Below are 23,160 nucleotides of genomic sequence, written 5' to 3' on the forward strand. Positions count from 1 at the left end.
TTCATCCGGGTGAAGTCAATAAACCACTCTGTCGCGGTGCGCGACATACGGAATCTTATGAAAAAAAACGTAACGCTGGCCGCCGTGATGCTGGCCATATCTGCATCCTATGCCGTCCAGGCGGCAGAAGCATTAACGCCTCCTCCCCAGACAGCGGCAACCACTGCCATTAACGGCACGGCGAAGCCGGAAAGCCAGGCTGCTGCTGACTTCACGCCGGCCCAGCAGGCGCGCATCGGTGAAATCGCGGCAGACTACCTGGTCGCGCATCCGGACGTGCTGATTGAGGTCAGCAAGAAGCTGCAGGCGCGTCAGGAAGCCCGCCGTCAGGCTGCTTACACGCAGGCCGCTGTCGGTGCCCACCGGCTGCTGATGCAGCTGGATGACATCCCCGTCTCCGGGCCGAAAAATGCAAAGGTGCTGGTAACGGAGTTCTTCGACTACGAGTGCATCGCCTGCAGCATGATGGCCCCCGTAATTGAAAACGTGATGGCCGCAAACCCCGACGTGCGCTTTGCGTTCCGGGACTGGACGATATTCGCCCCGCGTTTTCAGGAATCGACGCTGGCCTCATGTCGCGGGCTGGACGTCTGGCGGCGACAGGGTGCACAGGCCTACATGACCTACCACAACGGGATTTATTACACGGGGCATAACGAAGGGAAGCTGACCGCCGCCGACATCGATGAGGCTGCAAAAGCCGTCGGAATAACGGACAAAAGCGGTGCAGACGACGGTAAATCAGACGCGGTCATCCGGAACAACGACGCGCTGGCTGAGATGTTGGGCCTGACGGGGACGCCGGGCATTATCGTCATGCCGGTGGAAAATGCCACGGAAGAAAACACCACGGTGATACCGGGCGTTGTCAGCGAAGCGGTGATGCAGCAGGCAATAAAAAAAGCCAGCGGTAAATGATAAAGATTTTATTACAAGTAAATCGTCGGTCGACAACCTTATATATAAATAATTTCAATTAACTATGATGTCAAAACAGCATGTCTTTAAAAAGGCATGCTGAAAAGATGTCTTTAACACAGTCTGGAGAAGGAAAGGTGAGTTCAGGCCGTTCTTCTTTAGGGTGCTACATTTCTCATTATTTCACCATAAACAATATTGTAATCTTCATCTTTTAACATTTCCAGAACCGTAGGTTCAGGAAAACCCGCACCCAACGTCCCATGTTTAAAGATGTAAACTCTTTCACTAATGGCTATATCATGGCCATAGGCTTCCAGCCATCCACCGCTAAAACTTCCTTTTTTTCCACATATAATTTCAATGTCTTTATAGTTTCTCATCCTCAAGTACATATCCAGTACTATACACCAGTGATGATTGAAGTTATCTTCACTTAGTTCAAATTCTTTCGGAATAATACCCCAGTCTATTTTTTTTAATGCCATATTGAACTCTTCAACTTCAAATGCAAAAAACTTAGGTTGCAGACCCAATTTCATACGATATACATCAACCAGGTCATACGCCTCTCGTAAGCTCCGGGTGCCTCTGAGTGGATCATCCTTGTCATCAACTAAACGAGAGTAATAATCTTTTTTAGCTGTCTCAAATTCATCTGCAAGGTCTGCGTTTATAGCTTCAACTATAGTGGTGCATAAGGCACTGAGAAAGAAAAGCTCAGAAGTGGAATTTGGAGAGTCAGGGTTTTTAGTATAATTACTTAATAAAACAACGTTTTCTTTGTCCTTATCACTCCTGAAATTATGGGCGGCCAATACATTTCTATATTTTCTCAAACCCTGTACTTCTTCTATTCTGTTAATGGCTGGTTTAATTTTATTACATATGCCTTTTAATTTATCATTGCCTTTAGCATTACTTCTAAAGGCATTAATTTCATCCAAGAAAGCACAGACGTCGATAATCTGTTTTAAAAACAAGGATTGCTTTAAGTCACGGTTAAATTTATATAGTTCGTGATATTTTTTTCCGTATTTTTTAGTGTTATCTACGGAAAATTCGATGAGGTACATGTCTCGTTCAAACTTGTTTTTGAAGAGATCAAGGATTATTAGGGAACTGTGTAATGGTTTCATGTCTTTCATATTATTTCTTTCATCGTCAGAAGTAGGTTATTGAAAATTGTCATGCTAAGGGACCAAATAGTAACGTGTGTTATAATCCTAGTTGTGTAAAGTTGCTATTGTGACCTTAAAAATTGCTGGCAGTCCGGAAAAGCTGACAGCCGCAATCAACCAGTACCAGTTTGTTGTTATAGTTAAGTTCGCGTCTCATTCATATTTATCGTCTCGCTTACAGGCAGCTTTAAAACTTTTTGGTGAGTTAACTATTAATCATCAGAGCATTAGAACCTCTGTTTGCCATACTCTCGCTGAAATCTGGAGTTATGTCATTCCCACTTCACAAAGATTGCTCTCTCTGTCCCTATACATTGTCATAAAGGAGGAGTGCTGTGAGCTGATAATTTCGAGGTCGAAAAGCGTAACAAAGGTTAATTTCATACTGGATCTGAGATTTTTCTGAGGGTATGATTTTCTGACGATCGTGTGGCGCGATCGTAACGATCCTTTTCGGCGGGCTGTGGCGGTCTGCAGGAGAGGAGAGCACAAACCTCCGTTACCGAACATGCGCGGCCGCGGGGGCCACCGACTATCCGGATGGGACGTATCCGTAAAACGTCCAGGGTCAGAATCCGGCGCGCCCGGATTCTGAATGCAAAAACCCCCCGGTACTGCTCAACTTTGGCGGGCTGACAGTATCGGGGGGTTAAAAGCAGGCGCTGGCCTGTGAAGGATTATAACGCATGCATTTCATAAGACAACCTCTGTCCGCCATAAGTCCGGGACAGAGTGAATGACCAGATTTTAATCGGGTTAAACTGCCCGACCCCGGATGAAGCCAGACGTTGCAGCAGTTACCTTTCTGCTGCCGACATTTGCCCCCCGACCGGGTGCGGCCTGGCTCCTGCTACGTTGCTGAAGTCTGTTTTCCGGCTGAACTTGTCGGAAAGGCCTCTTCACATCAAAACTGTATTGTTCGCGCGTGACACCGGCTTTAATGACGGTGGGCTTCCCCGCGTCTTTTTTCCGGCTTTCCTGTTTACACGTCAGGCGGTCAGTGAAGACCGGCGACATACCTGTGGCCAGAGAACTGAACGGTCTCAGTCTGCCAGGGCGGCGCTGTCATGAAGCAGGGCAAACCGTCACGGCACTGGAGTCAGCTCAGCACCGAAGAACAGGTGCGTTTCTGGCAGGGCGTCGATGCCGGTGAAACGGCCTCGTTTCTCGTGCCTGCCGGACCCCGTAAAACCCGCCGCGTCAGGGGCGAACACTCCACGCGGGCGAAATGTGAAAATCCGCGGTGGTTCCGGCCGGCGCGTTACAAACCGGTGGGTGGCCAGATCGGCTACCTTTACAACCGCCTGGTGAAAACCGATCCGGAAACCGGCCTCAGCGAGCTGCGCATGCGGATGTCGCTGCACCCTTATTACCTGATGAACCGCCAGAAGGCGGGCCGTAAAAACCATTTCAAACCGGAAAAAGCCCGGCTGCTGGATACCACCTGGCCGGTTCTGATCAGTTTCTGCGACAGGGGCAAACATTCTGTCGGCATGTGCACGTCGCGGCTGGCTCACGAGGTCAGTCCGAAAGACGAACACGGCAACGTCATTCCGGAGACGGCCGTCACGGTGAGCCGTATGTCCCGCCTGATTAGCGAGCAGGTCCGGTATGGCGTACTCGCAGCGTCGGAAGAAAAGATGTGGGACCGCGAGTCCGGGCAGTGGCTGCCGAAGTACGTCTGGGTAACCGATGCCGGTTTCCGGATGCTGGGCGCTGACATGGCCAGACTCGCAAAAGAGCAGGATAAGGCGCTGCGCAGGAGCGAGGAACGCAGGCAGATGATAGCGGAAGGACTGATGCGTGAGGATGAAGACATCTCGCCACAGGCTGCCCGACGTCGCTGGTACGACCGCAAGAGGGTTGAGTCGCTGAACTACCGTCGTCAGCAGGGCGCGATGCGTAAGCGGGCCAAGCGGCTGAGCAACCATCCACGGGACGTGCAGGTGTTTGAGATGATGAAGCACCTGCGTAAAACGCTGCCCGCAGGCGAGTTGCTGTACTGCACGGATGACCGTCTTGAGAAGCTGGCTATCCGGCAGCTCTTCCAGATGCAGCTGTTTGAGGCACACGACACCCACGTCTGACGCGTAAAACCCGACATACAACCATGCCCCTTAACCGGGGCTTTTGTCGTGGTTTTTTTTCAGGCTCCGGCCGCGTCATCGCCATAATTCCCGTTTCATGGCGGCCGTGACGTCGCTGATGCGCCGGCAGGACGCGCAAAAGCCCGTCGCCGTCCTTTTATTCACAAAAATCCGCAACGGGATAACTTCAGAAAGCAGCAAACGGATATCGGATAATCTGCAAAACATTCATAAACACTGTTTTAAGGTCTTCCGGATAAATCCGGAATGATCTCTGTCACCCTCAACACTGTGGATAAGTGGATAAGGCCTTCGTTTGCAGCGTCCGCGCCGCTCAGAATGGGAGTAGCTCCCGCTGAAGCGGGCCCCAAAGCGCAATTATTTTAGTTACAGCATACATTGATTCACTGTAAACAGCGCCAGCGCAGTTCTGCACGCTGAGTGCCCCTCCAGGCAGGGACCGGAGCCGGACCTGAAAACCCATCGCCCCCACTGACCAGCCGCCGCCGCCCGGCCCTTCGGGCCGGAACTGCAGTGGCTGATTAATTGGTGTTGTAACTAATTGGTTTGGTATCGCTGTGAGTGGAGTTGCTTCAGGGTACAGTGAACACGCCCGTAAGCGGCCCTTACGGCCCGCTGACGCGGAGATACGCCCCGACTGCGGCTTCGCCTTGTCGTGACCACTCCGACAGCGCACAAAAGCTTCTGTATCGCTTTTAGCGGGCTTATGTCTAGCAGGGTGAAGGAATGGATTGGCAGAACCTATCAGAACTGTAACCGGCTGCGCCGGGTCACGGTGCCATTCAACAGTAAAGCTATATTCAGTATCGGCTGGCACCTCCATGCCGCTTTGCGGCATTCAAATAACTGACTGCGCACTGCTCGACAGTTTTCTACCATGATACCATGAAGGGATTCCATTGGAATTCCTTCATGAATCTAACTTAGAATTTATTATTGAATTCCAGATGCTTTCTATTTAGAATTCAAACAGGATTCTTTTTGGGATTCCCTTTTGGTGCCAAGTGGTACTAACCTATAGATAGAGGGTATATGTATGCCGGTCATTGTTTTCGTATCACCAAAGGGGGGGCAGGGAAGACAACTTCTGCCTTAGCCTTAGCTATGCAAATCGCACGGCGTGTACCAGTTACCGTTATTGATGCCGACCCTAACCATCCGATTAAAACCTGGTCTGAAGGAGGAGACACTCCTCAAAATATGACAATTATCTCGGATGTTACGGATAAAACTATTGGTGAAACGATCGCAGAAGCTGCGACAAAAACCCCTTTCGTAATTGTTGATTTGGAAGGGACAGCAGCGACCATAGTCGCGTATGCGATTGCTGAATCAGACTTTGTAGTCGTGCCTACACAAGGCTCACAACTTGATGCCGAACAAGCTAGCAGAGTTTTCGGGTTAATACGGGCACACGAGCGTGGTATCCAGAAGCACAAACCTGATTACCGGCTACCGTATGCTGTTTTGTTCACACGTACTTCAGCGGCGATTCAAAGTAGGGATACGAGGCATATTCGTAAGAGCTTCAAAGCCGGAGGTATTCCTTTTTTTGAAACTGAACTGAACGAACGGGCCGCCTTTAAAGCGATGTTCTCTTACCGTCAACTACTTGAATCTCTTCCCAGAGATGAAGTTTCAAATGTTGATAAGGCAATTGAAAACGCAGAAGCTTTCACCCGTGAACTGATAGCAAGAATTACTCCGGAAGCAATACAGCAACAGGACAAGGTCACATTATGAGCCGCGTAGATCCGCTAGATAGCTTGAAGAATTTTGAGCCAAAATCAGCCAAAGAGCAGAAATCAAAGCAAAGTAACGCAGAGATTGAGGAATTAGCTTACGAACACGGTTTTGTCGCTAGATTGTCAACAGCGCCGACGCCCCCAGTCGAACGCTCTAAGCGGAGGTTTAAAACCGGACGTAATGTACAGATCAACATTAAGGGGGAGCAAGATACCAAAGATGAATTATATCGAGTTGCTGATATGATCGATGAGCCATTAGGTGAAACTCTCAAACGTGCGTTAGCAGCTTTGAGACGGGAACTTGGTGGTTAGGAAAATGAATCATCGTTTTAAAAATTTCCTGGCCATGAACAGCAGTGTAAACACTGCTGTTCAGTAATTGTCGCCAGTGGATCACCTCCAGCGGCTGAAATCTGACCCACTAAAACGCAAAAGCCCCGGCGGTTAGCCAGGGCTATGTGGTTGCATGTATCTGAGATGCCCCCTATAAACAAACTTGCTGGTATGTTGATGGGAAATCAAAGGGGGTTTTCTAATATTTCTGAGGCGCTTCCCAGCGACTCCGGACATCCCTTCGTCGCTGGCTGAAAAGCTTTATCTGGAGATTCCTACAACTAAATAAAGCGCCGCTTTAACACGCCAGAACAGTGTAAATTTTGTTTGATTTTTTTGAGCGAAGGTGAGATTATATTGGTTGTGTGGTGCTGAGCCCCATGAATGTCGATTATAAATGTCGTTACAGCGATGATGTAACAGCCATAATTCTCGTAATTCATTTTAGGTTTGTTTTTCCATAAAGCACCTAACCTCTATACCCGGCACCACACATCCATTATAATCCCATAATTCATACTTCATTTCAATAGCACCTTCTTTTTTTACGCACATTCAACAGTAATACTGTCTGAGCAGAACGTTCATGGTTAGGAAAACATCACTAGGGCGGCTGTCATTGAGCAAAGCGGTCAAGCATATCGCGGGCACGCTGAGCATCCTGCTCACTGGTTGAAGCCCGAAGGTAGGCGCGTACAAACATGGACATGGTACTGTTAGAGTCCTTTAGTGATACCGGTCTGGTTAGGGTTGATGTCATGTAGATAAACAGTACCGGATTCTGCCAGTTCGGTATAGGGATACTTTAACAGTACTGGAAACAAGCTTACCCGAACGGACTGAAAGTTCGGGGTGATAAAAAAGCCGCTGAGCGGCTTTCTTTGATGAAATAGACATCGCTATGCCATGAACACCTGTGGCCCTTTGGCATCGATGATGTTGATGATCCGCAGAGCAGCCTTATTCGGTTTGCTTTCGTTTCGCTCCCATTTGGAGACGCTTTCTACAGACATGCCGGTTGTTATAGCCAATGCGGCTTGCGACATGTTGTAGCGAGTGCGGACTTCCTTTATCTGGCTACCGGTCATAACTCGGATCGCCGGGATACTACGGGCTGCGACCGCTGCATCAATTGCAGCTACGGTTTCATCTTTTACCACGCCTAGTTTGTTATAGCGTTCAGCCATACCTTGAATGCGTTTCAGACGTTCAGTCATCACAATTTACCTCGATCAGTTCTTTATCAGACAGAAGCTTATTTATAGTTGCCGGACTCATTGAGATAAAATCTTTTGCGATATTGCAGTAAGCATCAATTTCATCATCTTCAAGCTCTTTTCCTTTCTTTTTTGAAAGCTCACTTTTCAGATACATATCAAAAAAGAAGATGTTGTCGCCATCATTGAAAAAAACTATTGATCGTGCTCCATCTCTGGCTCCTACTCCGGGCAAGCCGAGGCGCTTTTTAAAGGTGAATTTTCCAAGTGGATCACCCGGCAGACCAGAAAAAATAGCCTTAGCCGCTTTGCACAACATGGCATTGCTGATGCGGGCCTTGTGCCGCTCTGTCTCAAATTCAGGTGTTAAATAAATTCCCATGACACTCAATGCTTCCATATTGCCGTAAGAATTACTATAGTCTTAATTACGGGTTTGTGCAAGTTGCATGGCATACAAACGCTGGTGAACCCCCTCCTATATAATGATTTTTAGAGCAAAAATTTAAGCCGAGTGTGTCCGGTTCCTGGTTTAGCAATGGTTCTCTTCCGCTTCCTCGCTCACTAACTCGCTACGCTCGGTCGTTCGGCTGCGGCGAGCGGTGTATGCTCTATCGGAATGAGCATTGACCTGCTCCCCGTTGATTAATACACCGCGATGTCAGTAATGTCTTCATAAGCCACATGAGGACATCCCCATGAAGAAGCGTTTTTCCGACGAACAGATCATCAGTATTCTCCGCGAGGCTGAAGCCGGCGTTTCTGCCCGGGAACTCTGCCGTAAGCACGCCATTTCCGACGCCACGTTTTATACCTGGCGTAAGAAGTATGGCGGCATGGAGGTGCCTGAGGTTAAGCGCCTGAAGTCACCTGAGGAAGAGAACGCCAGACTCAGGAAGCTGCTCGCCGGGGCCATGCCGGATAAGGAGGCGCTTCAGGTGGCTCCTTGGCGAAAGTACTGACGACAGACCAGAAGCGCGAACTCGTGGTGTTGATGTGTGATGCGACCGGTCTGTCGCAACGTCGTGCCTGCAGACTCACAGGTTTGTCCCTGTCGACCTGCCGCTATGACGCTCAGCGTCCGGCGGCTGATGCCCATTTATCAGGGCGCATTACTGAACTGGCACTGGAGCGCAGGCGTTTTGGCTACCGCCGCATATGGCAGTTACTGCGCCGTGAAGGGCTTCTGGTTAATCACAAGCGCGTGTACCGCCTTTATCATCTGAACGGACTGGGCGTTAAACGCAGACGTCGTCGTAAAGGGCTTGCAACAGAACGTCTGCCGCTGCTCCGCCCGGCGGCGCCCAACATGACCTGGTCGATGGATTTCGTCATGGATGCGCTGGCTACTGGTCGCAGGATCAAGTGCCTTACCTGCGTCGATGACTTCACAAAGGAATGCCTGACGGTCACTTTTGCCTTCGGGATTTCAGGCGTGCAGGTCACGCGTATTCTGGACAGCATTGCGCTGTTTCGTGGATATCCTGCGACGATAAGAACCGATCAGGGCCCGGAGTTTACCTGCCGCGCGCTCGAGCAGTGGGCCTTTGAGCATGGCGTGGAGCTGCGACTTATCCAGCCTGGCAGGCCGATACAGAACGGATTTATTGAGAGTTTTAACGGACGCTTTCGCGATGAATGCCTGAATGAACACGGGTTCAGCGACGTCAGTCATGCCAGGAAAACCATCAGCGAATGGCGTCAGGATTATAACGAATGTCGTCCGCACTCCACGCTGAATTATCAGGCGCCGTCTGAATTTGCAGCGAGCTGGAGAAAGGGTAATTCTGAGAGTGAAGGATCCGACATTACTAACTGAGTTTTGTATTTAATCCTGGGGGCAGGTCACCAAACTTAGATTGTCACGGAAGTGAGAGTCAGGTCGCGTGATGGCCTTTACATTACGCACCATCCGGTTCCTGATTTTTCAACCAGAAATCAACCGATAGCACTTTTATGTATCTATTACAATCATCTTCCTTAAAAATACGCATAGGATTTTTATCTTTAAGGAGGATGATTGTGAAAGTATGGATGGTTTTACTTATGTCAGCGTACCTGACGGCCTGTGCTGCACCCGGCGCTGAAAAATATCAGACTATCATGGACAGCGTTACGGCAGAAAAAGTACACCAGATTATCCGCTCGGATGTCATCCCTTCTTCAGCAGAAGAACACGGGGAAATTATCAGCCTTGTGTCATCTGCTTTTCTTGGTACGCCTTACCAGGCTGATACGCTCATCGGCGGTCCCACTACCCCCGAAGCGCTTGTAGTGAATTTCAACGGTGTGGACTGCTTTACCCTAGCAGATTACGTCGAGGCCCTGACGCGCAGCGATGACAAGAAATCGTTCCTGCATAATCTTGCAGAGGTTCGTTACACCGGAGGGAACGTTGACTACCTCAGCCGCCGGCACTTCTTCTCTGACTGGTTTGCCACCGCACCATGCAATGCCCGGGACGTCACGCCGGATATCAGCCCTGACTATGCCACTGCGTACAAACAGCTTAACCGTAAACCGGACGGGGGGGAGTACATTCCGGGGCTGGGCATTCATTCCCGTAAAATAAATTACATTCCCGGAAAAGCCATCAGTCAGCGGGTGCTCGACTTTCTGAAAACCGGAGATTATGTTGGCGTCTACTCTCCGCTTGAAGGGCTGGACGTTTCGCATGTGGGTATTGTGGTCCGCCACGACGGGCAGGTGTGGTTCAGGAATGCCTCCTCACTGGCAGCAAACAGAAAAGTGGTGGATTCGCCGTTTCTGGAATACATGCGCGCGAAACCGGGCATCGTCGTGCTGCGGGCTGAGTGACCCGCCCATTACCGGAGTTGTTGTATGAAAAGAATCCAGATACCGGAAGGAATAAAGCCTCTTTGCCTGATGGTTCCCCTGCTGTTATCGGCGGCATGCCACACCGCTCCGCACAGGCCGGGATTAAATGACGTGGCGACTGCCGGCCATGTGACGTCAGACTATATCGACCCGACCAAATCGCTGTTCCCGCTGGGAAACTACCCGCAGTCCGTTGATAAATGGTTCCCTCCCGGCCCGGACAGGCATGTTCCCGTTATGGATACCGCGGCACAGCAGCGCCACTTTTCTGACCTGAAATCCCGTTATTTTGGTATGGGGGCGGGCGAAAAGTCTCCCTGGAACCCTTATTACGTCGCATCAGTCCTGAGTAAAGGGACTGAAGCCGCCCGCGACGCCAGCATCAGGAAGTATCTGGGGGAGCAAAGTGTTTCCTGGGGCGAGAACTTCAGGATCCACCCGGACAGCTGGAAACAGCAGGTAAGGAATAACGCGACGACCAGCGTCGACCATGTTTATCGCCCTTCGGGACGGGGAATTGCCGTCAGGGAAACGCTGGTCAGGGTTCTTCCGACCGCCGATCCGGCTTATGACGATCCCCGTCAGGCCGGGCAGGGCTACCCTTTTGACAATTTACAGATGTCATCTGTCCGTCCCGGCACCCCCGTCTACGTGCTGGCGGCCAGCCGCGACAGGCGCTGGAAATACGCTTTATCCCCCACAGTCACCGGGTGGGTGCGCAGCGAAGATATTGCAGCAGTGGATCAGCAGTTTGTTACCGAATGGCTGACGCTGGCAGATAAAAACCTGGGCGCATTTATTAAAGAACCGGTTTCCGTCCATGAAGGAGGACAGTATTATTTTACTGCACGTCCCGGAACCATTCTGCCATTCAGGAACAGACAGCCCGGCTTTTTTGACGTTACTGTACCCGTGCGTAAAAGCGATGGCCGCGCACAGATTCGCCAGGTCAGACTTCAGAAAGATGAGTTTGTCGCCATGCCATGGGAAATGACACCCGGAAATATAGCTGTACTGATGAAGTCGATGAGCGGCAGGCCCTATGGCTGGGGAAATTATAACTTCTATAATGACTGCTCTGCCGAAATGCGCAGCCTCATGATGCCCTTTGGGATATTTCTTCCCAGAAACTCAGCGGCACAGATACAGTCAGTAGCCAGGATTGTTGATCTCAGCCAGGAGAATACCCGCGCACGGCTTCGTTATCTCACTGAACATGGCAGGCCGTTCTCCACGCTTGTATATATTCCGGGGCATATCATGCTGTATACCGGTAATACGGTAATTAACGGACAGAATGTACCGATGACATACCAGAATATATGGGGACTACGACCGGCAGATTCCGACAGCCGGAGTATTATTGGCGGTGCCGTCTTTTTACCCCTGCTTGCCTCTTATCCGGAGAACCCGGGTCTGGTGTCACTGGCCGGTAAGACGCAGTTTAAGATGGGTTTTATTGAATAGCGGGAACTATTTTCTCTGCTGAGTGAATATTATGGTGACCGCCGTGGCGGTCACTTATTTTAGGAACATGCGCATATCTGACTTTTTATTTCCACAGCCTGTCTTTGATTATTTTATAATGTTCATCTTTTAAATCTTCATATTTCCATATAAATAACCCTCCAAGATTAAAATCCAGCACCTGATCGATGAAATAATTTAAATTCCATTCATTCAGTCCACGTGTTGTGAGGGCCAGGATACATTTCTTGTTGTCAGCTCCATGCTCTAACGTGCGTTTCAGGGCAGGAATAACGTTGCCGGTAATGTCCTCTTTACTCCACATCGCTGAAGCATAGCAGTAATGGATAAAGCGGTCACACTGACCTGACTGGATGATACCTTTAACCTTTTCGTTCAGTTTTTTACCGTTATCTGTAGACGGATGATTGTAAGAATATCCGGCAATAAAACCAAAACTGGTTTCTTTCTGGCATTTTTTTAACTGCTTCATTGCCTCAATGACGAGACCGGTGTTCATATTGCATTCATCATCAAAGTCCACGCCATCCCAGCCCCGGCTTTTTGTGGCTTCAGCAATCCGCAATACTTCATCCTGATTTGAAGGTTTTCCTTCAGGAGAGCACCCACCTCCGCCATAGACCCAGAGCGTCCTCCCTTTAAAATCGGGAGTATTATCGGGTTTATCCTGCTTTTCCGGACTCCAGCCGGGGCTGGCCGGCGTCCCTGTTGTCAGTCCGTCAAGGTTTGTCACCATGCCATACATCATGACGTCGAATTCTTTAAGGGGTCTGCCAGACAGTGACTGGCTCCACCCACCCGTAATAAATTTATTCATAATCTGTATCTCCCTATTTGTATTTTTCCACAAGAGCATAAAGGATCGCGGCAGTTTCAGCATCCAGCTTACCGCTGTAATTACAGGGGCGAAAATGCAGCTGCAGTGCCCGTATTAACTGAGCATAACCGGTGTCACTTCTCGAACCTGAAGTGTCGTAGCCATACCTTTTCAGCATTTCTGTTATGTTATCTTTCGAAGGTAACGAATAGCTAAACTGCTCAGCATATTTATGCTTTGTTTCCTCATCAAACCATGCCCCGATGCCTGCTGCGTAAAGCTCTTTCCACGGGAAAGTAGCACCGGGGTCACTTTTTCTTCCGGGGGCAATATCACTGTGTCCGACAACATTCATGGGCGTAATATCCGGATAGCGCTGAAGGATATTTAATGCCAGTTCTTTGATTGCATCAATCTGGACTGGATTATAGGGCGGAAATGTAAATACTCCGTTATTATCGGTAGCCAAATTAACCGTCTCAATCCCTATTGAGGTATCGTTTAGATTACTGCGACCGACCCACGAACTGACCCCTGCATGCCATGCACGTTCATTCTCATCAACCAGATTAAAAATGCGCATATCTTTAAAACCGGCACCTGCATATGATTTATCTGAAGGGTCCGGGACAAGGTAATGGGCGCTGACCGAAGAACCTGTCAGCGCAATAATCGAGTTTTCAAAATCGAGTGCGGTATAATGCATTATCAGAAAACGGACGCGCCGATTAAAACCTTTAACGGAGCGATAACTATTATAATCAACCTGATACATACAGACTCCTTTCATATGTTGTAATTTATTACTATCCACATTGACAGATGTCGGTTCACCCGGATGAGTTCATAAAAAAATCAGCTATTGTGATTTATATCGCAATTTAAATCCTGACCACCAAAAAATGATGCTGGTCAGAGTCTCTTCTTACTACTTATTATTCCCGTTGTCAGTAAGTCTCTATGGCTTAATCTATTCGACTGCCGATACGCGCAAGCGTTCGGTAAATTGTTGGTCTCGATACTGAAAACAGCTCAGCCAGATCGCTGATTGAATACTCACCGGTTTTATGCATCCGGCATAACTCCTTCTGTTGTTTGTCAGACAGCTTTGGTTGTTTCCCCCGCAATTTCCCTTTTGCGCGCGCAATAGCCATTCCTTCGCGGGTTCGCAGCCGTATCAGGTCACCTTCAAACTCAGCGAACGTAGCCAGCACGTTAAAGAACATTTTCCCCATCGGGTCTGCCGGATCATAGAGGCTGGTTCCCAGAGCAAGCTTCACACCTCTGAGTTGCAGAGCGTCTGCGATCTCCCGGGCGTCAGGAACTGAACGGGCCAGGCGGTCAAGCTTGGGAACAACCAGCGTGTCACCACTACGAACAGCGGCCAGCGCCTGGTCCAGGCCAGGCCTTTGCCGGTTCGAACCGGTTAGGCCTTTATCGATATAAATTCTGTCCGGGGAGACGCCGAGTTTTACCAGCGCTTCCTGTTGTGCGGTTAAATCTTGCTTATCAGTAGAACAACGGGCATAGCCGATCCGTATTTCTGTTATAAATGTGTACGTTTAAGGGGCCATGAAAGAGATTGATACCGTACCAGCTATATGAGACAACGTCAGCAGTGATTTTTTCTAAATAGCTGCGCGGAATAGTAGATCACTTTGAGGGAACTCAGCCCGGATTGTGCGATCTGATCAATCGTCAAACCAACCAAAATCACCAACCGGACTGAGCGATGCCGATCATAGCACCAATTCCCCGTGACGAAAGACGCCTGATGCAGAAAGCTATCCATAAAACTCACGATAAAAATTATGCCCGCAGGCTGACTGCCATGCTGATGCTGCATAGGGGCGATCGCGTCAGCGATGTTGCCAGAACGCTCTGCTGTGCCCGTTCCTCCGTCGGACGCTGGATTAACTGGTTCACGCTGTCGGGTGTTACAGGACTGAAATCATTGCCTGCCGGACGAACCCGTCGCTGGCCGTTTGAGCATATCTGCACGTTATTACGTGAGCTGGTAAAACATGCTCCCGGCGATTTTGGCTACCAGCGCTCACGCTGGAGTACAGAACTTCTGGCAATAAAAATCAATGAGATAACCGGTTGCCAGTTACATGCCGGAACCGTTCGCCGCTGGTTGCCGTCTGCGGGGCTTGTGTGGCGAAGGGCCGCGCCAACTCTGCGTATCCGTGACCCGCATAAGGATGAAAAGATGGCAGCAATCCACAAAGCACTGGACGAATGCAGCGCAGAGCATCCGGTCTTTTATGAAGATGAAGTGGATATCCATCTTAATACCAAAATCGGTGCGGACTGGCAGCTGCGCGGACAACAAAAACGCGTAGTGACGCCAGGGCAGAATGAAAAATATTATCTGGCCGGAGCACTGCACAGCGGAACAGGTAAAGTCAGCTACGTGGGCGGCAACAGCAAAAGTTCGGCGCTGTTCACCAGCCTGCTGAAGCGGCTTAAAGCGACGTACCGTCGGGCGAAAACTATCACGCTGATCGTGGACAACTACATTATCCACAAAAGCCGTGAAACACAGCGCTGGCTGAAGCAAAATCCGAAGTTCAGGGTGATTTATCAGCCGGTGTACTCGCCATGGGTAAATCATGTTGAACGGCTATGGCAGGCGCTTCACGACACGATAACACGCAATCATCAGTGCCGTTCGATGTGGCAACTGTTAAGAAAAGTTCATCATTTTATGGAAACGGCCAGCCCATTCCCCGGAGGTAAGCATGGGCTGGCGAAAGTGTAGCGGTATTCGGCGCAGCTATTTAGGGTACATAAATGTATTTTCACTGTCCGTTGAGCGATCCTCTTACGGACATGATTAATCGGGGTAAGGATGACAACGCGTGACAAAGCGACAGGCAAAAGTTAACGGCTGGCGGTTTTAAATCGTGCCGAGCAGGAAGCGCTGTATGGCCTTCCTGATTTCGATGATGCACAGCGGCTGGAATTCCTGGCTATGGATGAATCTGAACTGGCGCTGGCCTGTAGTCGTCAGGGGCTTCATGCTCAAATTTATTGCATCCTTCAGATCGCTTACTTTAAAGCCAAACACCTGTTTTTCCGCTTCGGATGGAATGATGTTAAGGACGACAGCAACTTTGTCCTGAGCCGTTATTTCCAGGGTGAGTCACTTCAGGATCAGCCTTTCACTAAGCACGAACGCTATGCTCAGCGCGAAAAAATATGCGCACTGTTTGGTTACCGCCCGTGGTCATCTTCGCTGTCTTCACAGCTTGAACAGCAGGCCGCCCACATTGTCCACCGGGATGTAACCCCCGGTTTTGTTGCCACGGAGCTGATTATCTGGCTCAACGAGCATAAAATTATCCGGCCCGGTTATACCACGCTTCAGGAGCTGGTGAGCCGGGTTCTTTCTGATGAAAGGCAGCGGCTGGGGCGTATTCTGACGGAGCGCCTTGATGACGCCACCATTGCCGATCTGGACAAGCTGATTGAGCGCGATGATACGCTTTCCCGGCTCGCGATCCTCAGGCAAGATGCGCGTGACTTTGGCTGGCGACAGATGGTTCATGAAAGGGAAAAACGGGCAATCCTAGAGCCGCTGCATCATAAAGCCTGCGACATCCTGCCTGCACTGAATATTTCCCAACAAAATCTGCTGCACTATGCCAGCCTGGCAAATTTCTACACCGTTTACGATCTCCGCAATCTGAAGCAGGAGCAAACCCACCTTTATCTGCTGTGTTATGCCTGGATCCGCTATCGGCAGTTCAGCGACAACCTGGTGGATGCGATGTTTTTCCATATGAAACAGCTTGAGGATGAGAGCCGCAGCGTGGCTAAACAGCTTATGGCTGACGTACAGGAAAAACACCGGCGAGAAACCTCTAAAATTGGACGTCTGCTGTCGCTTTACGTTGACGACAGCGTTCCGGACCCCACCACCTTTGGCGAAGTCCGCCGTCGCGCCTGGAAAATCATGCCCCGGGAGACGCTGAAAACCACCGCACAACGCATGAGTGTGAAACCCATCAGCAAACTGTCGCTGCAGTGGCAGGCCGTTGACGGTATGACAGCGTTAATCCGGCGTCACCTGCGGCCGTTATATCTGTCACTTGACCTCACCAGTGTGGTCCAGGACAGCCCGTGGGCGGAGGCGCTGAGCTGGCTCAGAACGGTGTTCAGCAAAAAGCAGATGCTTTTGCAGCGGCCACTTGAGGAGTGCCCGCAGGAAACGTTACCAGCGCGGCTGCGCCCGTACCTGCTGGAATTCGGTGAGGATGGTGAGCCCACAGGCCTGAATGCCGGGCGTTATGAGTTCTGGCTCTATCGTCAGATAAGAAAGCGTTTTCAGGCGGGAGAATTCCACCTCAACAATAGCCTCCGGCACCGCCATCTTTCTGATGAACTGGTACCGGAAGGGGAACAGGCCGCAGTGCTGGCTGAAATGAACATCCCGTTCCTGCAGAAGTCCATTAAAACGCAGCTAAAAGTACTGGCATCCGAGCTGCACCGGCAGTGGAAGGCATTTAACCGCGAGCTAAAACAGGGGAAACTAAAACATCTGGAATATGATAAAGAAACGCAGAAGCTGACGTGGCATAAATCGGTGGTCAGCCGTCATAAGGCGCAGAATAAGCGTTTTTATGAGCAACTACCATTTTGCGATGTGACCGATGTCTTCCGCTTTGTTAACGGGCAGTGCCGGTTCCTCCCCGCCATGAAACCGCTGCAACCCCGTTACGCCAAAAAAGAAGCTGATGCAGACAGCCTGATGGCGGCCATCGTTGCCCAGGCGATGAATCATGGTAACCATGTGATGGCGCGAACCAGCGATATACCTTTCCATGTTCTGGAGACCACGTACGAACAGTACCTTCGTCTGGCGTCTCTGCTCACGGCCAATGACTGTATAACCGATGCTATAGAAGCGCTACCTGTTTTTCCGCTCTATTCGTTTGATCCGGAGACGCTTTATGGCGCTGTTGACGGGCAAAAATTTGGTGTTGAACGTCCGACAGTGAAAGCACGGTTTTCACGTAAATATTTTGGTCGTGGTAAAGGCATGGTGGCCTACACGCTGCTGTGCAACCACATTCCAGTCAACGGATACCTGATTGGCACAAACGACTACGAAGGCCATCATGTATTTGACATCTGGTACCGCAATACCTCAGCAGTGAAACCCACGGCCATTACCGGTGACATGCACAGCATCAACAAAGCCAACTTTGCGATCCTGCACTGGTTTGGCCTTCGCTTTGAACCCCATTTTACTGACCTTAACAAACAACTTCAGGAACTGTACTGCACCAGAGACACGTCAGCATATAAAAAATGCCTGATCCAGCCTGCCGGTCAGATTGACCTGGACCTTATCACCCGCGAAAAAAGTAATCTTAATCGCATCGTCGCTACGCTGGGGCTAAAAGAAATGACGCAGGGAACGCTGATCCGTAAGTTATGTACATATACTACGGCCAGCCCGACAAGACAGGCGGTATTTGAATACGATCGGCTGGTTCGCAGCATTTACACGCTGAAGTATCTGCGTGACCCGCAACTGGAACGCAATATCCGTCGTTCCCAGAACCGCATTGAATCTTATCACCAGCTGCGTGCAGCAGTCGCCAAAGTCGGCGGCAGGAAGGAGTTAATAGGAAAAAATGACATTGAAACGGACATCAGTAATCAGTGCGGACGGTTGATCTCAAACGCGATTGTTTATTACAACTCTGCGATCCTGTCACGATTACTGGAACGGCTGGAAGCCGAAGGTAACGAAAGGGGTATTGAGGCTCTGACCCGGATATCGCCGGTGGCCTGGCAGCACATTTTGCTGAACGGGCATTATACCTTTCAGAACACTAATGAAATTATTGACCTGGATGTGCTGGTCGCCGGGCTGAAACTGGGGCAACGGAAATTTCGGCGGTTCCGGCGTAGAACCCCTAGGTGTTTCATTGATAAATACCTGTTTAAGTTGTTCGCCAAACAGCCCCTCAGTCTTGCCTAAGGTTTCAGGATTTATCACCGTCTTACGAACTGCAGTGGCAGGCCGTGGACGGTATGGCTGCATTAATCCGGCGTCACCTGCGGCCATTATTTTTGTAACTCGACCTCACTAGCGTGGTCCACAACAGACCATGGTCTGAAGCGCTGAACTGGCTCAGAATGGTAACTGCCACGATAATGCGCTTGCAGAAAGCTTTTTCCAGTTGTTGAAACGCGAACGGATAAAGAAAAAGATCTACGGAACGCGGGAAGAAGCCCGCAGCGATATTTTTGATTACATCGAAATGTTTTATAACAGTAAGCGTCGGCATGGTTCTGGCGATCAGATGTCACCGACAGAATATGAAAACCAGTATTATCAACGGCTCGGAAGTGTCTAGATTATCCGTGGCGATTCAACTCTCAGAGTCAGGTCAAGGTTCTCGCTGGCCTGTTCCATCGTCTGACGCATGCTGTTCAGCTGGCGGCGTATAGACAGAATGGTTTTAATTGTGAAGAAGCCCAGAATAAGAATGACAGCCCCAGAGCCCGCAATCAGTCCCCACAGGGTGGTATGGTAAATGCGGGTATTGGTTTCCATCCAGCTGGGTGCCGATATCGATATTTATCTTTAACTGCTTACGGTAACTGGAGGTAAGCGTCCGGATGGCTTCACTGAGCTTTTTGCTGCTTTCAGCGGAGTCCACTGCCGGAGAAGACTGAGGAAAGCGGTTAGCCTAAAGGAACGGCGCCAACAGGTCATGAATGTTTTTAATCATGACGAACGCATCTTTTGTAAGCTGCAGGTCTTCATCGCTGGAGATATCGTTCTCAAGGTAATGCTGGTTAAGCTTATTAAGGCGCTCAACAGCTTTGTTCATATCTGATTCGATTTGCACCTGTCTTGCAGGCTCTTTTATGCCCTGGTAATTGTAAATTTTAATAAGAAGCTCGTTGTTTTCATCAATCAGCGTTCCTAAATCGATGATTGAAGGTATCGCGTTAATCTGGACATAGTGGAATCGGTACTGGAAACCCGTTACTACCACGATGGCAATAATAACCATGGAAACCAACGAGGTTGTCAGAAGAGAAAACGTAAGGGAAAGTCGCTGTGTAATTGTCATGGTTCACCCTGTGTGTGTTTTGTGAAAAAAAACGACTGGCCTTTATTAAATCCTCGGGAGAAAGGAAAACTTGATTTTTATGTGAAAAGCCTGGGGAGGTTATGAAAATCAGGAGATGACCAGAGGAAAAAGTGTATTGTCCGGAGATAAACATGAATATGCGCCAGGTCAGACCGATGGATGACAAAGCATTCATAATGCTACTGTGCTAAAGATCCACTTTACCCTCATAGCGGCCGTTGCGACACAAAGGTCCGCTCCGTGCCAAGAACGGACGTTGCTAACATCAGTATGTACTAACCTGCTGGGAGCAGGTCATATCTGATACGGATTAAACATACATTCTTTGTATCAAATACCTTTCAAATTGATCAATTTTTAAATGAAAATATTAAAACTTCTCAACTCAACTCATCACACTAACTCAACTATACATCAATCAATTGATCGCCAATGACGATCAGTATTCGTCAATCGATAAATAAGACTGACTAATATGATTCTGATCATTTTTTCAACCGACATGTAGTTGCATCATTTTCCTGCTGGCTGCAATAGATAAAGGATTCATTAATGTATCAGAAGCTAATTACGGAGAAAATTCAGCCGGAGATACTTATGGCACTGGCAATTGCTTACCCATATCCACTCACCGGCAAGAAATACTTTGCTGCTTTTGGTAAGTACAGCGAATCAGTAATGTGTGAAAACATCAATGCATTGGTAAAACGTGGGCTGGTAAAAAAGACAGCAGTTAAAGCATGTGGTGGTGTCAGTTTTGTATCACTGGCTGAGCTGACACTGGATTTCGGAAGTGTTGGACTTTGATATCACCGAAACCAAAGACTGCTGAGTGCCTGGAAGGTGCCGAATATTTATACAGCATATCAGTTTAAACCTCACGCGAGTCTGCACCAAGGGTTCAGGAATTTCATTTCAATCAGGAGGTAGTAAGTTATGGCCGATAAAATTTTGTCAGTAAGGTTACAGGAAGACATTCTCAGCGCACTGTCCGTTTTCTATCCAGAATCAATGACTACAAAACAATATTTAAGCTGCTTCGATGACGTTGATGAATTTGTCATGATAATGAATATCAGTGAACTTATTCGTCGAGGCCTAGTTCATCAGAAAGCTATACGATATTGTGAGGGAGAGCCCTTCTTATGCCTCGGTTATCTGAAGCTGGAGCCCAAAAGATCCGAAATGGCTATCAAAAAAAATTCTGACAACATAATTAAATTATTTTAGCACGATTTAGTAAGCGCTAAGTGAGTTTGCATAGAAATGCAGTAATGACTTAAGAATAGCTTATAAGGCGTTGATGAATATGGTCTTAGCCTTTGTTACCTGGTGACAGCTCTTAGCTACCGTATTAACTGGGAAAGATGCCATGAGAAATTTATTATCTGATGATTTGCAGTGGGATATTATTGAAGCTTTAGAAGAATCCCCCCGTCACCTTGCCCTTGATGAGTTCAGGGAAGATTTTGGTGAGGTGGATGCTTGTTAACATCATCCAGCTTATTGAGGATGGAATTATCAATCATAAAGCCGTTAACAGGCGATTGAATGGACCAACAGTAAATATCGTAGCGCTATTACTGACGCCCTTCGGCTGTCAGTCTGCCTAGCCATAAAATTAACCTGCGTCGAGTAGCCTGCTTTCATTGATATATCAATTTGAAAACCATGCCTGGACTCGTCTTCGAAGTTGACACCAAGAGCAAATTCGACAACAAGTTTGGGCATTCTTCCTGCTTAGATACAACTGTAGTTGAAAGGACGTTACCGATAGTTTCACCATCGACGGTCACATCTAAGCCTACAAATACATCACCACCATAAATTCTGACAATCTGAATAGGTTTACTCATTATCGTTTACCTCGCCTGATATGGTCTCATGATATGCCTCAGATGAAGCCTGACACTCAGGCTCAATTTCCTGAAATGCTCGGGGGCTGATTAAACGGCTTCAGCCGATTATGCTGCAATGACTTTATCCTGACAGTTGTCGATGTTGTGCTTAGTTACTGCAGATTGTCGACGTAGGTTTCCACCAGGCCTTCGACTTAAGTCTTATCCGCATCAATGGCCGCATCCGCCAGCATCTCAGCTATACCCAGTGCCTGTCCGACAAAGGCTGACTGAATCTTGTTAAAGTTGTTGCCGCAGGCGGTGCGGACCGATCCTTCATTGTACAGGGTCGGGTGGTTAACGAAATCCGCTGCGGCAGTTGTGGAATCGTCTTTCGTGGGACCTGTGTAGATGGCGGCCAGAATACCGTTGACAATGGCTTTACTGCGCAACTGGGTGATAGTGGCTTTTTTGATATTGCCGGTGATAATAATGGTGCTCTCCTTAAGGGGATTGCGGGTTAATAATACTTTCAGCCCTGAAGGGGCTCTCATGGTAAAAACCTTAATGGAATGACGATAGTAGTTATTAAACGAAACAAAGTTGATTTATATCAATTCCTAGACAACTCCATATTTTTTTGTTGTTCTAAGGTTTAACTTCATTAGCTGATAATTTATGTCGTGGTGATTAACGACCCGCCACTTTTACTGTCGTATATAGGTGTATCATATTTTTACCATATATTGGTTGCGCCCTTTTAGGGCGTTTTTTTTGTTATTACTCCAACTTTGAGGCGTTAACTTCCTTCCTGCAGGCTTTGCCTCAACAGTGCCACCTTATACAGGCGTGACAGTGGTTTTTTTTATGTGCCGATCACCTGACTTTCAAATTTAACCGGCCTGACTGTTCGCATCCATGCGCAGAACTGTACGAAGGCATTTTCAACGCTGAAAGGCGCCTGTGTAAAACTTTGCCCGTTAATTTCGTCAGTGAAGATGCCAGATGTATAACCCATCTTGTATATGCCGTCATTATCAGTACCCGTTATCGTTGTGGCCCACTGACCGCCGGGTGCATTCATGCAACTTTTTATATGAGTGGTTTAGCAGGTTTGCGGCCTGAAATGTAAAGGTGTTACTTCCTCCGATCGTACCGGGTACGGTACCAATCGCTAAAACGTGGGTATCAAAGTATTCGGACAGGTTCTTGCGCGTTGAGCACGGAAATAATGTGTTTGGATTTAACTGATTACCCAGCAGCATGACGAAGCCGACCGGAAAAGGGCAGGGTGGCGGGTTGTTTGATGAGTAAACACGAACATTCCCGCCCGATTAATGAACCTCCGTCCCGGCAACAATGTTACCACCGCCTGCAATGGAATCTCCGTCATGTGGCTTGAAATACCACACCTGCGACGTGCCGTTGTCACCGATGACGTGGATATAGGCCTGCGCAAAATCCGCGTTGCCTGAGGTCAATGCACCAAAACTTATAGAGGTACCGTAACCCAGCCCCTGGGCCACTATTTACCCTTTTATGATTCTGGG

The 23,160-nt window shown here is 48.8% G+C and carries 19 protein-coding genes and 4 pseudogenes; 11 read left to right on the forward strand and 12 right to left on the reverse strand.

Annotated features, from left to right (window positions below):
• Positions 1–57 precede the first annotated feature (57 nt).
• Positions 58–918 (forward strand): DsbA family protein, encoded by an 861-nt coding sequence (locus tag A6A26_RS01450; protein WP_063877151.1) that lies wholly within the window; start codon positions 58–60, stop codon positions 916–918.
• 158 nt (positions 919–1,076) lie between these two features.
• Here A6A26_RS01450 and A6A26_RS01455 read toward each other — a convergent pair whose 3' ends face one another.
• Positions 1,077–2,066 carry a hypothetical protein gene (locus A6A26_RS01455; protein ID WP_156506621.1) on the reverse strand — a complete coding sequence of 330 codons (990 nt, stop codon included), beginning with the start codon at positions 2,064–2,066 and terminating at the stop codon, positions 1,077–1,079.
• Between the two features lie 1,100 nt (positions 2,067–3,166).
• On the opposite strand from A6A26_RS01455, the gene repA reads away from it, so the two are divergent.
• The 3 genes and pseudogenes from repA to A6A26_RS01480 all read left to right on the forward strand — a co-directional run bounded on the left by repA (position 3,167) and on the right by A6A26_RS01480 (position 6,267).
• The gene (repA, locus tag A6A26_RS01465) at positions 3,167–4,186 is read left to right on the forward strand and encodes a plasmid replication initiator RepA (protein WP_063877153.1); all 1,020 of its coding nucleotides are present in this window, start codon (positions 3,167–3,169) and stop codon (positions 4,184–4,186) included.
• A gap of 1,057 nt (positions 4,187–5,243) precedes the next feature.
• A pseudogene (locus A6A26_RS01475) lies at positions 5,244–5,950 on the forward strand (AAA family ATPase).
• The gene (locus A6A26_RS01480; protein WP_063877154.1) at positions 5,947–6,267 is read left to right on the forward strand and encodes a hypothetical protein; all 321 of its coding nucleotides are present in this window, start codon (positions 5,947–5,949) and stop codon (positions 6,265–6,267) included. The pseudogene A6A26_RS01475 and the gene A6A26_RS01480 overlap by 4 nt, the downstream one beginning before the upstream one ends.
• Before the next feature lie 640 nt (positions 6,268–6,907).
• Here A6A26_RS01480 and A6A26_RS26225 read toward each other — a convergent pair.
• From A6A26_RS26225 to A6A26_RS01490, 3 genes and pseudogenes are all read right to left on the reverse strand, one after another.
• Positions 6,908–6,997, reverse strand: a pseudogene (locus A6A26_RS26225) (resolvase); the annotation flags it as partial.
• A 190-nt stretch (positions 6,998–7,187) separates the two neighbouring features.
• Positions 7,188–7,505, reverse strand: a complete 318-nt coding sequence (locus A6A26_RS01485) for a helix-turn-helix domain-containing protein (protein WP_063877155.1) — start codon at positions 7,503–7,505, stop codon at positions 7,188–7,190.
• Positions 7,498–7,905 carry a type II toxin-antitoxin system RelE/ParE family toxin gene (locus tag A6A26_RS01490; protein WP_156506622.1) on the reverse strand — a complete coding sequence of 136 codons (408 nt, stop codon included), beginning with the start codon at positions 7,903–7,905 and terminating at the stop codon, positions 7,498–7,500. Before A6A26_RS01490 ends, A6A26_RS01485 begins: the two co-directional genes overlap by 8 nt.
• Before the next feature lie 298 nt (positions 7,906–8,203).
• Between A6A26_RS01490 and A6A26_RS01500 the strand changes: the two genes are divergently transcribed.
• The 3 genes from A6A26_RS01500 to A6A26_RS01510 all read left to right on the forward strand — a co-directional run bounded on the left by A6A26_RS01500 (position 8,204) and on the right by A6A26_RS01510 (position 11,810).
• Positions 8,204–9,324 (forward strand): IS3 family transposase gene (locus tag A6A26_RS01500; RefSeq protein WP_156506623.1). Its coding sequence is split into 2 segments (ribosomal slippage): positions 8,204–8,453 and positions 8,453–9,324, totalling 1,122 coding nucleotides; the frame shifts between segments, so codons are not numbered across the junction.
• 197 nt (positions 9,325–9,521) lie between these two features.
• On the forward strand, positions 9,522–10,322 hold the full coding sequence (locus tag A6A26_RS01505) for a DUF1460 domain-containing protein (protein WP_063877158.1): 801 nt from the start codon (positions 9,522–9,524) through the stop codon (positions 10,320–10,322).
• Positions 10,323–10,346: 24 nt separating this feature from the next.
• Entirely contained in the window at positions 10,347–11,810 is a 1,464-nt protein-coding gene (locus tag A6A26_RS01510; RefSeq protein WP_063877159.1) for an SH3 domain-containing protein, read from the forward strand.
• A gap of 85 nt (positions 11,811–11,895) precedes the next feature.
• Here the strand turns inward: A6A26_RS01510 and A6A26_RS01515 are convergent, their stop codons facing one another.
• The 3 genes from A6A26_RS01515 to A6A26_RS01525 all read right to left on the reverse strand — a co-directional run bounded on the left by A6A26_RS01515 (position 11,896) and on the right by A6A26_RS01525 (position 14,198).
• Complete coding sequence (locus tag A6A26_RS01515; RefSeq protein ID WP_063877160.1) at positions 11,896–12,648, reverse strand: hypothetical protein; 753 nt, start codon at positions 12,646–12,648, stop codon at positions 11,896–11,898.
• A 13-nt stretch (positions 12,649–12,661) separates the two neighbouring features.
• On the reverse strand, positions 12,662–13,423 hold the full coding sequence (locus A6A26_RS01520) for an N-acetylmuramoyl-L-alanine amidase (RefSeq protein WP_063877161.1): 762 nt from the start codon (positions 13,421–13,423) through the stop codon (positions 12,662–12,664).
• A gap of 190 nt (positions 13,424–13,613) precedes the next feature.
• The gene (locus tag A6A26_RS01525; protein ID WP_044243369.1) at positions 13,614–14,198 is read right to left on the reverse strand and encodes a recombinase family protein; all 585 of its coding nucleotides are present in this window, start codon (positions 14,196–14,198) and stop codon (positions 13,614–13,616) included.
• 182 nt (positions 14,199–14,380) lie between these two features.
• Between A6A26_RS01525 and A6A26_RS01535 the strand changes: the two genes are divergently transcribed.
• From A6A26_RS01535 to A6A26_RS01545, 3 genes and pseudogenes are all read left to right on the forward strand, one after another.
• Positions 14,381–15,412, forward strand: coding sequence for an IS630 family transposase (locus A6A26_RS01535; RefSeq protein ID WP_063877208.1), 1,032 nt, complete (start codon positions 14,381–14,383; stop codon positions 15,410–15,412).
• A 129-nt stretch (positions 15,413–15,541) separates the two neighbouring features.
• Positions 15,542–18,547: pseudogene (locus A6A26_RS01540) on the forward strand (Tn3 family transposase); the annotation flags it as partial.
• Between the two features lie 247 nt (positions 18,548–18,794).
• Positions 18,795–19,025: pseudogene (locus A6A26_RS01545) on the forward strand (IS3 family transposase); the annotation flags it as partial.
• On the opposite strand, the gene A6A26_RS24505 reads toward A6A26_RS01545, so the two are convergent.
• A complete protein-coding gene (locus tag A6A26_RS24505) occupies positions 19,022–19,225 on the reverse strand; it encodes a hypothetical protein (RefSeq protein WP_074180963.1) in 204 nt (67 codons plus the stop codon). The pseudogene A6A26_RS01545 and the gene A6A26_RS24505 overlap by 4 nt on opposite strands.
• A 136-nt stretch (positions 19,226–19,361) precedes the next feature.
• Positions 19,362–19,751, reverse strand: coding sequence for a hypothetical protein (locus tag A6A26_RS24510; RefSeq protein ID WP_074180964.1), 390 nt, complete (start codon positions 19,749–19,751; stop codon positions 19,362–19,364).
• Positions 19,752–20,324: 573 nt separating this feature from the next.
• Between A6A26_RS24510 and A6A26_RS01555 the strand changes: the two genes are divergently transcribed.
• Positions 20,325–20,579, forward strand: coding sequence for a hypothetical protein (locus A6A26_RS01555; RefSeq protein WP_063877164.1), 255 nt, complete (start codon positions 20,325–20,327; stop codon positions 20,577–20,579).
• Positions 20,580–21,418: 839 nt separating this feature from the next.
• Here A6A26_RS01555 and A6A26_RS25300 read toward each other — a convergent pair.
• The 3 genes from A6A26_RS25300 to A6A26_RS01580 all read right to left on the reverse strand — a co-directional run bounded on the left by A6A26_RS25300 (position 21,419) and on the right by A6A26_RS01580 (position 23,136).
• Positions 21,419–21,628, reverse strand: coding sequence for a hypothetical protein (locus A6A26_RS25300; RefSeq protein ID WP_156506624.1), 210 nt, complete (start codon positions 21,626–21,628; stop codon positions 21,419–21,421).
• A gap of 197 nt (positions 21,629–21,825) precedes the next feature.
• Complete coding sequence (locus A6A26_RS01570; protein WP_063877167.1) at positions 21,826–22,164, reverse strand: hypothetical protein; 339 nt, start codon at positions 22,162–22,164, stop codon at positions 21,826–21,828.
• Positions 22,165–22,944: 780 nt separating this feature from the next.
• Positions 22,945–23,136 carry a hypothetical protein gene (locus A6A26_RS01580; protein ID WP_063877169.1) on the reverse strand — a complete coding sequence of 64 codons (192 nt, stop codon included), beginning with the start codon at positions 23,134–23,136 and terminating at the stop codon, positions 22,945–22,947.
• Between the last annotated feature and the right edge of the window lie 24 nt (positions 23,137–23,160).

The sequence above is a fragment of the Pantoea sp. OXWO6B1 genome (assembly GCF_001641135.1).
Lineage (GTDB): Bacteria > Pseudomonadota > Gammaproteobacteria > Enterobacterales > Enterobacteriaceae > Pantoea > Pantoea allii.